General features: G+C 69.2%; 10 protein-coding genes. 3 read left to right on the top strand and 7 right to left on the bottom strand.

Going from position 1 to position 13162, the window contains the following annotated elements; translation table 11 throughout:
• Positions 1-106: 106 nt before the first annotated feature.
• Positions 107-1780 carry a hypothetical protein gene (locus tag AC07NN_RS16850; RefSeq protein WP_494643291.1) on the top strand — a complete coding sequence of 558 codons (1674 nt, stop codon included), beginning with the start codon at positions 107-109 and terminating at the stop codon, positions 1778-1780.
• 57 nt (positions 1781-1837) lie between these two features.
• Here the strand turns inward: AC07NN_RS16850 and AC07NN_RS16845 are convergent, their stop codons facing one another.
• The 6 genes from AC07NN_RS16845 to ybaL all read right to left on the bottom strand — a co-directional run bounded on the left by AC07NN_RS16845 (position 1838) and on the right by ybaL (position 9560).
• Positions 1838-3982 carry a M13 family metallopeptidase gene (locus tag AC07NN_RS16845; protein WP_494643287.1) on the bottom strand — a complete coding sequence of 715 codons (2145 nt, stop codon included), beginning with the start codon at positions 3980-3982 and terminating at the stop codon, positions 1838-1840.
• Between the two features lie 103 nt (positions 3983-4085).
• Entirely contained in the window at positions 4086-4574 is a 489-nt protein-coding gene (locus AC07NN_RS16840) for a copper chaperone PCu(A)C (protein WP_494643284.1), read from the bottom strand.
• An 11-nt stretch (positions 4575-4585) separates the two neighbouring features.
• The gene (locus AC07NN_RS16835; RefSeq protein ID WP_494643282.1) at positions 4586-6634 is read right to left on the bottom strand and encodes a TonB-dependent receptor family protein; all 2049 of its coding nucleotides are present in this window, start codon (positions 6632-6634) and stop codon (positions 4586-4588) included.
• Positions 6635-6700: 66 nt separating this feature from the next.
• Positions 6701-7075 (bottom strand): DUF2946 family protein, encoded by a 375-nt coding sequence (locus tag AC07NN_RS16830; RefSeq protein ID WP_494643278.1) that lies wholly within the window; start codon positions 7073-7075, stop codon positions 6701-6703.
• Between the two features lie 111 nt (positions 7076-7186).
• Positions 7187-7819: an ankyrin repeat domain-containing protein gene (locus tag AC07NN_RS16825; protein WP_494643273.1), complete on the bottom strand. Its 633-nt coding sequence runs from the start codon at positions 7817-7819 to the stop codon at positions 7187-7189.
• A 79-nt stretch (positions 7820-7898) separates the two neighbouring features.
• On the bottom strand, positions 7899-9560 hold the full coding sequence (gene ybaL, locus AC07NN_RS16820) for a YbaL family putative K(+) efflux transporter (protein WP_494643268.1): 1662 nt from the start codon (positions 9558-9560) through the stop codon (positions 7899-7901).
• A gap of 71 nt (positions 9561-9631) precedes the next feature.
• Here ybaL and AC07NN_RS16815 point away from each other — a divergent pair, with 71 nt between their 5' ends.
• Together AC07NN_RS16815 and AC07NN_RS16810 are read left to right on the top strand one after the other, a co-directional pair.
• Positions 9632-9880: a helix-turn-helix domain-containing protein gene (locus tag AC07NN_RS16815; protein ID WP_494644025.1), complete on the top strand. Its 249-nt coding sequence runs from the start codon at positions 9632-9634 to the stop codon at positions 9878-9880.
• A 19-nt stretch (positions 9881-9899) separates the two neighbouring features.
• Complete coding sequence (locus AC07NN_RS16810; RefSeq protein ID WP_494643263.1) at positions 9900-11690, top strand: cation:proton antiporter domain-containing protein; 1791 nt, start codon at positions 9900-9902, stop codon at positions 11688-11690.
• On the opposite strand, the gene AC07NN_RS16805 is transcribed toward AC07NN_RS16810, so the two are convergent.
• Positions 11687-13096, bottom strand: a complete 1410-nt coding sequence (locus AC07NN_RS16805) for a LytTR family DNA-binding domain-containing protein (protein ID WP_494643261.1) — start codon at positions 13094-13096, stop codon at positions 11687-11689. The two genes, AC07NN_RS16810 and AC07NN_RS16805, sit on opposite strands and share 4 nt — an antisense overlap.
• Positions 13097-13162 lie beyond the last annotated feature (66 nt).

Raw genomic sequence — 13162 nt, 5'->3', positions numbered from 1 at the left:
GCGAGCGCTCGTCGCAGTGGAATTTCGTCGTCGCCGATCGCGTGGCCTTCGGAGGTCAGGCGGCCCCCACCGCCATCCTTTTCATCCCCGAAACAGCGAGGCGAACGTGGCCAATATTCCTGGCACCGACGGCAATGACATCCTGACCGGCACGGCGGCCGGCGACACCCTCATCGGCTACAAGGGCAACGACACCCTGAACGGCCTGGACGGCGGCGACGCCCTCTATGGCGACGACGGCGCCGATACGCTGGATGGCGGCGATGGCGACGACTACGTCTATGGCGGAGGCGGCAACGACTCTGACAATTTCAGCGACATCCTCAAGGGCGGCGCGGGCTTCGACCGGCTGTACGGCGGCGTGGGCGATCACTTCGATGGCGGCGCCAACGGCGCGTTCGGCGACTTCGCCTATGTGAACCTGACCGCGCTGACCGCCTCGGTGATCCTGGACATGAACGCCTCGGGCGTGCAGCAGATCGCCGGCGGCGGCAGCATCGTCGAGGTCGAGCAGATCGAGATCTGGACCGGATCGGCCTCGGACCGGATCAAGGGCGCGGCGGCGTCGGACAAGATTCACGGCGGCGGCGGGCATGACGCCCTCTATGGCGGCGACGGCCAGGACTTCCTCTATGGCATGGCCGACAACGACACCCTGCGCGGCGAGGCGGGCAATGACAGCCTGCGCGGCGACGGCGGCCATGACCGCCTGATCGGCGGCGACGGTAACGACACGCTCTATGGCGACCAGGAAGGCGTGCTGGGCAGCGACGGCAACGACCAGCTGGACGGCGGCGCGGGCGCGGACTTCCTGGTCGGCGGCGGCGGGGCGGACGTCATCATCGGCGGCGCGGGTGACGACGAGCTGTGGGGCGGTACGGGCGCCGACCGCTTCGCCTTCTCAGGGCTCGGCCAGGGCAATGACCGCATCCGCGACTTCTCGGAAGCCGAGGGCGACCGCTTCGACCTGGACGGCAAGCTGTTCACCGCCATCGGCGGCGACGGCGCGGGCGGCACGATCCTGACCTGGGAAGGCGGCACGATCCGTGTCGAGAAGGTCACCGGCACGCTGGCCTATTTCAACGGCCTGGTGACGACCGGCGCCAACACCCTGGTGCGGCTGACCAACGCCTTCGACAACCTGCTGCGCTACAGCCCCGCCAGCGACGCGGACCGGGCCTATGTCCAGGGTCTCGCCGACAAGGTCGTCTCGGGCCAGATGACCGAGGCCAACGCGCTGAAGACGATCATCAACCTGGCCGACGCCTCGGCCGCGGTGGCGACCACGTCGTATCAGTTCTTCACCGGCAAGACGCCGGGCGAAGGTGGGATGGACTATCTGCTGTCGCCGATCGGTCCGAACCCGAACAATCTGAACTCGGCCTACTACACCAACTTCAACGCCGAGAACCGCTACATCAACTTCGCGGTCAATCTGGGTCGCGACGGCGAGGGCAGTCTGAAGTTCGCGGGCGAATACGCGACCAAGACCCTGTTCGAGGCCACCCGCTCGGCCTACGCCAAGATCTTCGGAACTTCGCCGGACGACGCCAAGGTCCACGCCCTGCTGGACCCCCGCGTCGACTACTTCACCGCGTATGGCAAGACGGACCTGGGCACGAAGGCGGCCATGGTCGGCTGGCTGCTGGCCGAGGCGATGAAGGCCGACGTCGGCCAGTTCGCCGGCGCCAGCAACGCCTACTTCACCGACCTGGCCGATGGCGGCCCGTTCGCGGTGGACCTGGTCGGGGCCTATGGCAGGCCCGAGTATAATCTCTGATCAAGGAAGAAGGGCCGGCGCATGCGCCGGCCCTTCCATTTCCGTTGGTAGTCGGAACTACCAGATCTTCACGCGATCTTCCGGCGCGACGTACAGCTTGTCGCCGGCCTTGACGTCGAAGGCCGAGTACCAGCCGGCTTGGTTCCGGATGGTGCCGTTGACGCGGTAGTAGCCCGGCGAGTGCGGATCGCTGGCGATCTGCTGCTTCAGGGCGTCGTCGCGCGACTTGCCGCGCCACACCTGGGCCCAGCCCAGATAGACGCGCTGGTCGCCGGTGAAGCCGTCCAGGACCGGCGAGGGCTGGCCCTTCAGCGAGACGTGGTAGGCGTCCAGCGCGAAGGCCAGGCCCGACAGGTCGCCGATGTTCTCGCCCATGGTCAGGCCGCCGTTGACGTGCACGCCCGGGAAGGGCTCGAACGCCGAGTACTGGGCGCCGAGGCGGTCGGCCTGGGTCTTGAACTTGGCGGCGTCTTCCGCCGTCCACCAGTCGCGCAGCACGCCGTCGCCGTCCGACTTGCGGCCCTGGTCGTCGAAGCCGTGGCCGATCTCGTGGCCGATCACGCCGCCGATGCCGCCGTAGTTGACGGCCGGATCCGCGTCCGGATGGAAGAACGGCGCCTGCAGGATGGCGGCCGGGAACACGATCTCGTTGTTGACCGGGCTGTAGTAGGCGTTGACCGTCTGCGGGCTCATGCCCCACTCGGACTTGTCGACCGGCTGGTTCAGGCGGGCCACGTCGCGACGGTAGTTCCAGACGCCGACGCGCTGGGCGTTGCCGTAAGCGTCGCCTTCCTTGATCTCCAGCTTGGAGTAGTCACGCCACTTGTCGGGATAGCCGATCTTGACGGTGAACTTGGCCAGCTTTTCCTGGGCCTTGGCCTTGGTCTCCGGGCCCATCCATTCCGAGGCGGTGATGCGCGCGCCCAGGACCGTGCGGATGTCGCTGACCAGGTCGATCATCTTGGCCTTGGACGAGGCGGGGAAGTAGGCGGCGACGTATTCCTTGCCGACCGCTTCGCCCAGCATGCCGTTGACGGCGCCGACGGCGCGCTTCCAGCGCGGACGCTGCTCGGGCTGGCCGGCCAGGGTCTTGTTGCGGAACTCGAAGTTGGCGTCGACGAAGCGCTTGGACAGCATCGGGGCCGCGCCGTCGATCACCTTGAACGCCTGCCAGGCCTTCAGGGTCTCGAGCGGGGTGTCGGCATAGATCTTGGCGTACTTCGGGAACGAGGTGTTGGTCGTCACGATGAAGCGGTCGACCTTCGGCAGCTCGGTGCCGACCAGGTACTTGTTCCAGTCGTAGCCGGGCGTTAGGGCCTGCAGCTCGGCCAGGGTGGCCGGGTTGTAGGTCTTGTCGCGGTTACGGCGCTCGACGCGGGTCCAGGTGGCGTCGGCCAGCTGGGTCTCGAAGTCGACGATGGCCTTGGCGTTCTCGGCCGGCTTTTCCCAGCCCGCCAGGGTCAGCATCTTCTCGACATAGGCCAGATAGGCCGTCTTCTTGTCGGCGAACTTGGCGTCCAGATAGTAGTCGCGGTCGGGCAGCGAGGTGCCGCCGGTCGCGGCGTACACGGCGTAGGCCTGCGGGTTCTTGGCGTCGGTCGAGATGCCCAGGCCGATCAGGGCCGCGTAGGGCGTGGTCGAGTTCTTGCCCATCAGGGCCGTGAACTCGTCCTTGGTCTTGACCTTCTGGATGCCGGCCAGCCACGGCTTGATCGGGGCGGCGTCGAGCTTCTCGATCGCGGCCTCGTCCATGAACGAGCGGTAGGCGGCGCCGATCTTGGCCTTGTCGCCGGTCGCGGCCTTGTCGGCGGCGGCGGCTTCGATGATCGCCTTGGTGCGGGCTTCCGAGAGCTCGCCGAGCTTGTCGAAGTTGCCATAGCGGACACGGTCCGACGGGATCGTCGTCTTGGTGTCCCAGGCGCCGTTGGCGAACTTGTAGAAGTCGTCGCCCGGCTTGGCCGAGGTGTCCATGCCCGAGATGTCGAAACCCCAGGTCCCGTACTTCGGGGATTCCAGCGACGTCACGTCGCCGGCGGCGCCTTCGGCCCCACCACCAGCAAGGAGGGCCGGAAGCAGGGATTGGACCGTGCAGGCGTCGTTGAGGCAGGGGTGTTCTTCGTGGGCCAGGGTCTGAGCCTGAGCCCCGAAGGCCGACAGAGACAGCGCCGCCATAGCCGCGGCGCCGAACCAAACTCGTTTCATGGAAGTCGCATCCGTTGGTGTGAGCTGGCGGCAATCTGCAACGGCGCGGAATATTTACTCCCTTAAATAAAGTTCATGTTCGCCCATTTTTTGGAACCGCGTCTCAATGCACGTGTTCCGGCGCCGCCTGACCGCCCATTGAATTGGCGGGTGGCGTCAGCTGCACGGTCAGCTCGACCATCAGTTTGCGGCCATTGTCGAAGATCAGCGTTACGGGAATTTTCTGCCCCACCCCTTGCGCCTGCTTCAGGCCTAACAGCATGAAGTGGTAGCCGCCGGGGGCGAAGGCGACCTGGCCGCCGGCGGGGATAACGACGCCCGCGTCCTGGCGGCGCATGGTCATGACGCCGCCGGCCATGGCTGACTGATGGACCTCGACCTTGCCCGCCGCCGGGCTCTGCGCGCTCTTCAGGGTGATCGGCGTCTTGCCGGCGTTGGCGATGGTCATGAAGCCGACGCCGTTCATGCCCGCCTGGGCCGGACGGCTCCAGGGCTGGCGGACGGTCACGGCGCCCAGCTTGGCGTCGGCGGCGTGAGCCAGCGGAGCCGAGAGGGCGGCGACGACGAGGGCGCTGGTCAGCAGGGTCTTCATCTCATTCTCCCTTAGAAGGTCACCGTAACGCCGCCGAACACCGAGCGGCCATCCCCCGGCCACAGGGTGGCGGTCGCGGCGGTCCAGGCGACGGCGGCCTGGGTGTTGGACACATAGGCCTTGTCGGCCAGGTTCCGCGCATCCAGGAACAGCGAGACCTTGTCGCCCAGCTTCCAGCCGGCGTTCAGGTTGACGATCGCATAGCCCGGCGCGGTCCGGGTGTTCTTGTAGTCGATCCACGGGTCGCTCGCCGACCATTCCAGCGACGGGGCCACGAACCAGCCGCGCGGATCGTCGTAGCGGACCTCCGAGCGGTAGAAGTGCTTGGGCACGATCGGCAGGCGGTTGTCGCCGTACTGGACGTCGCCGTCGAAGCGGAAGTCCGACAGCGTCCAGGTCTGGCGGAGGCGCCAGCGCGGCGCCACGGCCCAGTCCAGCGCCGCCTCGACCCCCTGGTGGATCGTCCTGTCGGCGTTGAAGGTCGCGGCCGGGATCGACGAGTTCACCGTGTATTGCAGCATCTCGTTCGTCAGGTTCGCCCGGTAGAGCGTCAGGTCGTAGGTGAACGGCCCGCGATGGCCGCGCGTCCCGATCTCGCCGGTCCAGGCCTTCTGGGCGCGGACGGGGGCGAAGCCGGTGTTGGTCGGGCTCATCGAACTGAAGTTCGGCGGCTCGACCGAGCGGGTCAGGTTGGCGAAGACCTGGTCGCCGCTCTCGTCCTGCCACAGCAGGCCGACGCGCGGCGAAACCCAGTCATAGGTCTTGCCGGCCTTGAGGTTGAAGGTCGTGGCCACGCCCGGCACGGCGAAGCTGGCATAGTCGCGCTTGGCCTGGCCCCAGGTCGCGCCGGCCACCAGGGCGACCTGGTCGGTGACGAACACGCGGCCCTCGCCGAACAGGTCCATGGCCTTGGCGTTCTGCAAGGTCCGCGAGGTCGGGGCGCCGCGCGCCCCGCGATTGTTGACGTAGAAGTTCGAGTCCATGTCGCCCGAGCGGTACCAGGCGCCGAAGAAGGCGTCGGCCCGCTTGCCGGCGACCTCGCCGTCCCAGTCGAAGCGGCCGAAGGCGCCGTAGTTGCGGCTCTGCTGGTCGATGACCTGGAAGATCGGGTGGTCCAGGTCCTTCCACACCGCATAGACCGCGCCCTCGAACACCAGCTGGTCGGAGAGCCGCCAGGTGGTGCGCAGCGAGCCGCGCAGGCCGCGCTGGTTGCGACCCTGGTCGCTGGCCAGGTTCGCCGCCGCCGACTGGCGCGGATTGGCCTGGAACTGGGCCACCGTCAGCGAGCCGGGGATCTCCTGGGCGATGTTCGAGCCGTTGACGATGAAGCGGACCTCGCGGTCCTCGCCGAAGCTGCGGCCGATATTCAGCGCGCCGAACTGGATGTTCTGCTGGCTCTGTGAGCGCCAGCCCTGGCTCGTCTGGTTGGTGGCGGCGGCGAAGACGTCCCAGTCGCCCGATTGACGGGCGATGGCGACGTGCTCGCGGGCGAGGCCGAACGAGCCGCCGTCGAGGCGAACCTGGTTCGCGAAGCCCGCATCCTTGCCCGTCGGCGTCACCATGTTGATCGCCCCGCCCAGCAACGCCCCGCCGAAGCGCAGGGCGTTGCCGCCGCGATAGACCTCGGCGTAGCGGGTGTTCAGCGGGTCGGCGACCTGGCTGTCGCCATAGCCGTCGGCCTCGTTCAGCGGCACGCCGTCCTGGGCTAGCAAGAGGCCCCGGTTGTGGCTGGCGTTGCCGATGCCCGAGCCTCGGATCGAGATGCGGATGTCGCCGCCCCACTTGCGCTGGGCGTAGACCCCGGGCGCGTCGCGCAGCATGTCGTCCAGGGCCAGCGCCTGGCGGTTGATGTAGCTCTCCTGGGAGATCACCGACACCGCGCCGGGGGTCTCGGACAGCCGCTTGCGGGCGTCGGCGACGACGGGCGGATCCTCGGGATTGGGGCGAGCGGTGACGATGACCGAGGAGACCTGGGTGTCTTCGGTCTCGGCGGCGTGGGCGGTGGAGCTCAGACAAGCAAGCGCGGCGGCGCCCAGGAGGGCGTGGCGGAAGGTCGACATGGAACGGGCAGTCCTGAAGGCGTGACAAGGCGCGCGGCGTCTTCAACGCGGCGCGGCGACAAAGGGTCAGGCGTTCAGGTTGGCGGGCGGGCCCTGGCTGGGCGGACGTGGCGGAGCGCGGGCGTGACCCCGCACGCCGAGGACGCGCTCGACCGGCGTCTCGACGAACTCGGCGTACTGGACGGGCGCGACGGCCGGGACGGGCGTGTCCAGCGTGGCGGCCAGGGTCGGGCCCACGCAGTTGGAGCACTTCAGCCCCATGAAGCCCTTGGCGGGCTCGGTGCGGACCGAACCGTCCTGGCCCAGGATCACGACCTTGGAGCCCTCGGCCGTACAGATGACGATCGCCGACCCGCTCTCGCGCAGGTCATGCGCCATGGCGGCGGCGGGCGTCAGCGCCTGGACAAACACCGCCAGCACCGCCGCGAGCGCGGCGAGCAAGACTCGGAGATGTCCGGGACGGGCGGTCATGATGATGACGGAGTAGGGCGCGGGGCCGGCGGGGTCAATGTGACGGAGTGAGGCGGGGCGGGGGCTGGGTACTTAAGGGGGTTATGGAGCGGGTAGCAGGCGAGCGGCCGTGTCATGGCCCTCTTCCTGGGCGATCTGCCTCGGCGTGCGGCCGCTCGCGTCCTTGAGGCGCGGGTCGGCGCCGTGGTCCAGGAGCCAGCGGATGGCCTCGACCTGACCGAACTGGGCCGCGCCCATCAGTGGCGAATAGCCCGTTTCGAGGGACTGGCGATTGATCTGACCGCCATGGTCCAGGCAGGCCTGCAGGGCGGGCAGGTCACCCATCGCGGCGGCGCCCATGAACGCGCTGGCGCCGTGCTGGTTGGTCTGGTTTGGGTCGGTTCCGTTCCGGAGCAGGAGGCTGCGGATGGCGTGGGCGTCGCCCTCCGGCCGCCCGTTCGCGGCGGCGCCGTCGCAGGCGACCATGTAGGCCGTATCGCCGTAGGCGTTCTTCCCATTCGGGTCGGCGCCCGCCTTGAGCAGTTGGTCGACGATCGTCGACTGGCATGCGCTGGCGGCCTGGGCGAGGGGTTTGCAGATCGCGTTGGACGCGCAGGTCGGCTCGAGGTTCGGTTTACGCTCCAGCGCCTTCTGCACGGCGGCCGGATCTCGCTCGGCGATTGCATTCGAGAGCGCCGTTTCAGGGGCAGGCGCGCAGCCCGTCTGCGCCAGCATGGCCGCGGCGATAAACGCAAACCTGAAGCTCAACATATCCCCTCGATCCTGCTGGTCGTGTCCGCGCCGTGGCGCCGCGTCAATGGTGCGTCGCCGCTGCCTTCTTCTTCGGCGCACGCGCCAACATCCCCTTCGCGATCTCCTCCTCGCCGATCAGCGCGTGCGTCGCCCCCATCTGCTTGAGCAGCAGGACATCCGCATCCGTATAAGCCCGCGCGACGATCTCGCAGTCGGGGTTGGCGGCGCGGGCCTGTTCGATGATGCGGGCGGCTTCGAAGGGGTTGGGGACGGCGATGAACAGGTGGGTGGCCTTGTCGAGGCCGGCCTTCAGCAGGACCTCGGGCTTGACCGCATTGCCGCCGATCGTCTCGAAGCCGGCGGCCTTGAGTTCGGTGGCGCGCTCGGCGTCGTCCTCGATGACCACCAGCGGCATCTTCTTGCCCTTCAGGCCCTCGGCCACGGCCTTGCCGACGCGGCCGTAGCCGACCAGCAGGGCGTGCGGCTTGAGGGCGGCCAGGATCGGCGGCTCGCCGGCGGCTTCGCGCTCCTTGGCGATCATGCCGGGCAGGATGCGGTCCAGCAGCACGAACAGCAGCGGGTTGACCAGGATCGACAGGATGGCGCCGGCCAGGATCAGGTCGCGGCCTTCCGGCGGCAGCAGCTTCAGCGAAACGCCCAGGCCCGCCAGGATGAACGAGAACTCGCCGATCTGGGCCAGGCTGGCCGAGATGGTCAGGGCCGTGCTCATCGGGCGGCGGAAGGCCAGGACGATGATCAGGGCGGCGATCGACTTGCCCACGACGATGATCGCCAGGGTGGCCAGCACGGCGACGGGTTCGCGCAGCAGCACCATCGGGTCGAACAGCATGCCGATCGAGACGAAGAACAGCACCGCGAAGGCGTCGCGCAGGGGCAGGGTCTCGTTGGCGGCCTGCTGGGAAAGCTCGCTCTCGGCCATGATCATGCCGGCGAAGAAGGCCCCCAGGGCGAACGACACGCCGAACAGGGCCGCCGAGCCGAACGCGACACCAAGAGCGATGGCCAGCACGCCCAGGCGGAACAGCTCGCGTGAGCCGGTGTGGGCGATGCGGTGCAGGATCCAGGGGATCACCCGGCGGCCGACGATCAGCATGAAGGCGACGAACGCCACGACCTTGCCGATGGTGATGGCGAAGGCCATGGCGACGCCGCTGCTGGCATTGGCCGGGGCCTGGCCGCCCAGCATGCCTGACAGGGCCGGCAGCAGAACCAGCGCCAGCACCATGGCCAGGTCCTCGACGATCAGCCAGCCGACCGCGATCTTGCCGCGCCCGGTCTCGATCAGCCGCCGCTCCTGCAGGGCGCGCAGCAGCACCACGGTCGAGGCGACCGACAAGGCCAGGCCGAACACCAGACCCGCCCCGACGCTCCAGCCCAGCACGACCGCCAGCCCCAGGCCCATCACCGTCGCCGCCACGATCTGCACGACCGCGCCCGGGATGGCGATCTTGCGCACCGCCATCAGGTCCTTCAGCGAGAAGTGCAGGCCGACGCCGAACATCAGCAGGATCACGCCGATCTCGGCCAGCTGCGGGGCCAGCTCCTGATCCGCCACATAGCCGGGCGTGAACGGCCCGACCAATACGCCCGCCAGCAGGTAGCCGACCAACACCGGCAGCTTCAGCCGGTTGGCGATGGCGCCGAAGATGAAGGCGAGGCCCAGGCCCGCGACGATGGTGGCGATCAGCGAGGTGTGGTGCAAAGGCTCTCCTTGACGATCAGCTTTTTCGGGCGTACTCAACCAATATGGGTGACCAAGCCCGGGTGCGCCAGATGCCACACGCAAAAATTCTCCTTCCGGCGCAATGCCGGGCCGCCCGCGGACTGATCAATTGGTCCCAAGGCGAGCTCGCCGATCGGGCGGGCGTGTCGCGAAGCACGGTCAAGGACTTCGAGACCGAGCGTCACGCCTTGCACCATAGCACCGAACGGCTCCTGATCGACGCGATCGAGGCCGGCGGGGTGTCGCTGATCGCGGCCGACGAAGCGGGCGCGGGCGTGCGTTTGAAGAGACCGACGTAGGACAAAGCAAGGAGGGCGCGTGGCGCACGAGGTTTCCCCAGAGAGCTACAAGGACCTGGTCCTGTTCCTGGCGACCGCCGGCATCGTCGCGCCGATCTTCAAGCGCCTGAAGATCAATCCGATCCTGGGCTACCTGCTGGCCGGGGTGATCCTGGGGCCGTTCGGCCTGGGCCGGTTCATCCCCTACGCGCCGTGGCTGGACTACGTCACCGTCGACAATCCCGAGGAAATCGCCCAGCTGGCCGAGTTCGGGGTCGTCTTCCTGCTGTTCATGATCGGGCTGGAGCTGTCGTGGGAACGCCTGCGCCTGATGCGCAAGTGGGTGTTCGGCCTGGGGGCGATCCAGGTGATCGGCTGCTCGCTGGCCCTGGGCGCAGGGGCGATGATGCTGGGCCAGAACCCGGTTGCGGCCCTGACCCTGGGCGCGGCCCTGACCCTGTCCTCGACCGCCATCGCCGTGCCGGTGCTGGCCGAGCGCCGCCGCCTTCACTCGGAGGCTGGCCGCGCCACCTTCTCGGTGCTGCTGTTCCAGGACCTGGCCGTGGCCCCGATCCTGATCACCCTGGCGATCCTGGGGCGCGGCAACGGCACGTTCCAGGTCAAGGACCTGTTGGCCCTGGCCCCCGCCGCCCTCGGCCTGGGCGCGATCGTGCTGGTCGGGCGCCTGGCGCTACGGCCCATGCTGAAGTCCGTCGCCAAGGCCAAGAGCGAAGAGATGTTCATGGCCGCCTGCCTGCTGGTGATCATCGGCGCGGGCATGGTCAGCGCGCTGTCGGGCCTGTCGATGGCGCTGGGCGCCTTCGTGGCCGGCATCCTGCTGGCCGAGACCGAGTATCGCCACGAGGTCGAGGTCAAGATCGAGCCGTTCAAGGGGCTGCTGCTTTCCCTGTTCTTCGTGTCGCTGGGCATCCGGCTGGACCTCTCGCTGCTGGCCGCCGAGCCGGTGGAGATCCTGGCCACCGCCGTGGGCCTGCTGGCGCTGAAGACGGTGGTGGTGTTCGTCAGCGGCCTGCTGATGGGCCTGAACCGGCGCGCGGCGATCGAGGCGGCCCTGGTCCTGGCGGCCGGCGGCGAGTTCGCCTTCGTGCTGCTCGACAACGCCATCGGGGCCAAGGTGGTCTCGCCGGAGCTGGGCCAGGCGGTGCTGGTCTCGGCGACCCTGACCATGTTCCTGATCCCGGCCCTGGCCGCCCTGGGCGGACGCCTGGGCCGCAAGGCCAACGCGCCCCAGACCAGTGAGGCGCCGGCTGGCGCGCCCGACCGGGTGGGCCCCGAGCCCGCCGGCCAGGTGCTGGTCATCGGCTATGGCCGGGTCGGCAAGCTGGTCGGCGACATGCTGGGCCGCCACGACCTGCCCTGGATCGCCATCGAGCGTGACGCTCGCCTGGTCGAGCAGGGCCGCCGCGACGGCTCGCGCATCTATTACGGCGACGCCTCGCGCATCGAGCTCCTGGAACGCTGCGGCCTGACCACGGCGCGGGCGGTGGTGGTGACCATGGACGCCTTCGAGGTCGCCGAGGCGGTGGTCGTGGCCGTGCGCGGCGAGCGACCGGACGTGCCGATCGTGGTCCGCGCCCGCGACGCCCGCCATGCCGCGCGGCTCTACGAACTGGGCGCCACCGACGCCGTGCCCGAGACCATCGAGGCCTCGTTGCAGCTCTCCGAAGCGGTGCTGGTCGATATCGGCGTGCCGATGGGTCTCGTCATCGCCTCGATCCACGAGCGCCGAGACGAGTACCGCAAGGTGCTGAACCGTCCGGACGCGCTGGGCGGCAAGCGGCGGCGCCTGCGCGACGCCAGCCTGCGTTAGGCCAGGCCCAGGGCTTCGCGAACGGCGCGCTGGAAAGTGCGTCCGACGGGCGCCGTCGCTCCCCCCTCCAGGGTCAGGCGCATGCCGCCGCCGGGGCGCGGCGCGGCGGTCTTTATCAGATGGCGGTTGATCGCGTGGCTGCGGTGGACCCGCACGAAGGTCCCGCCGCCGGCCAGCACGGCCTGGGACAGGCTGGCGGTGTGCAGGCAGGTCCGGCCGTCGGTGAAGCGAACCTCGGTATAGTCGTCGGCGGCGGTCAGCAGGGCGATGGTCGCGATGGGCTCGAACCGCACCTGGGCGCCGGTGACGATACGCCAGGTCGCGGGCTCGGAAGGCGTCGGTTCGGCCGGGTCGTCCTGGGCAGGATCGGCGCGGCGGCGGATGCTGCGGGCCTGCTCGATGGCCAGGGCCAGGAAGATACAGCCGAGCGCGAAATAGTAGCCGCGATCCAGGAACCGCGCGCCGTCGTGGACGATCCAGGCCAGGGCGCCCAGCGACCCGGCCAGGGCGACGACCGCCACCTTTGCGCCCCGCGCCAGCGCCCAGGCCGCCAGGGCCGCGATGACGATCATGCAGACCGCGAAGGCGTCCAGCGTCTTCCGGTCGAAGCCGGGGACCAGAAGCAGGATGGCGAGGACCGCTACTGCGCAGGCCAGGGTGACCTTGTCGCGCAGGGCCGGCGCGAACCGCCACGCGGCGTAGCGGGCCAGCACCACGCCGATGACCGCGCCCAGCCCGGCGATCAGCGCCAGCCGGGGCGGCTGCCAGGCATGGGGGTAGTCGACAAAGACCCGCGCCGTCTCCAGGGCCAGCTGCGCGACCGCGCCGAGGGCGGCCAGGGCCAGCAGGCGGGCGCCGCGCTCGGTCCGATCCAGGGCGTAGGCGATGCCGAACCACAGGCCGGCGGCGGCCAGGGCTCCGCCCATCAGCATGGCCGGCAGGTAGAGCTCCAGGGCGTCCAGGCGCGGATCGACATAGGGCGCGACCCGGAAGACGTGCACCGGCGTGGCGATCGGCCAGGGGTCGCGCGGGCGCTTGAAGCGGACGGTCGCCTCGTTCGGTCCGGGGCGCACCTGGTCACGCGGAACGATCACCGTGAAGACGAAGCGGCCCGAGCGGCCGGCGCCGTCCGGATCGCCGTTGCGCGCCAGCGGCACGCCGTTCCACAGCACCTGGCTGTCGGCCATGGCGGTCACCGTCACCGCGACGGGGAGAGCGCTGTCGAAGGTCGACGGATCGATGGTCTGCCGGACCACGAACGTCTCGCCCAGCCGGCCCGCGTCCGCCAGCGATCCGGGGCGGCAGTCGCTTCCGTCGGCGCGGCACAGGGTCAGCGACTGGGCGCCGGCCGAGGCCACGAGGAGCAGGGCGCCGAGCAGGGCGAGGAGGAAAGCGGGACGTCGCACGCGGCGACCCTAGCGACGGCGAGCGTGGCTGTCGTGGTCGTTCACCGCTGGCCAGTGGCGTTCGCC

Source organism: Caulobacter sp. GW821-FHT09H08, from assembly GCF_059415885.1.
Note: the sequence above shows the minus strand (reverse complement) of the source record. Positions and strands in the feature narration are given on the sequence as shown.

Bases quoted from the DNA above. Each gene is read 5' to 3' on its own strand.
- AC07NN_RS16845 (WP_494643287.1), bottom strand. From the start codon at position 3,982: ATGAAACGAGTTTGGTTCGGCGCCGCGGCTATGGCGGCGCTGTCTCTG.
- AC07NN_RS16840 (WP_494643284.1), bottom strand. From the start codon at position 4,574: ATGAAGACCCTGCTGACCAGCGCCCTCGTCGTCGCCGCCCTCTCGGCT.
- AC07NN_RS16835 (WP_494643282.1), bottom strand. From the start codon at position 6,634: ATGTCGACCTTCCGCCACGCCCTCCTGGGCGCCGCCGCGCTTGCTTGT.
- AC07NN_RS16825 (WP_494643273.1), bottom strand. From the start codon at position 7,819: ATGCTGGCGCAGACGGGCTGCGCGCCTGCCCCTGAAACGGCGCTCTCG.
- AC07NN_RS16815 (WP_494644025.1), top strand. From the start codon at position 9,632: ATGCCACACGCAAAAATTCTCCTTCCGGCGCAATGCCGGGCCGCCCGC.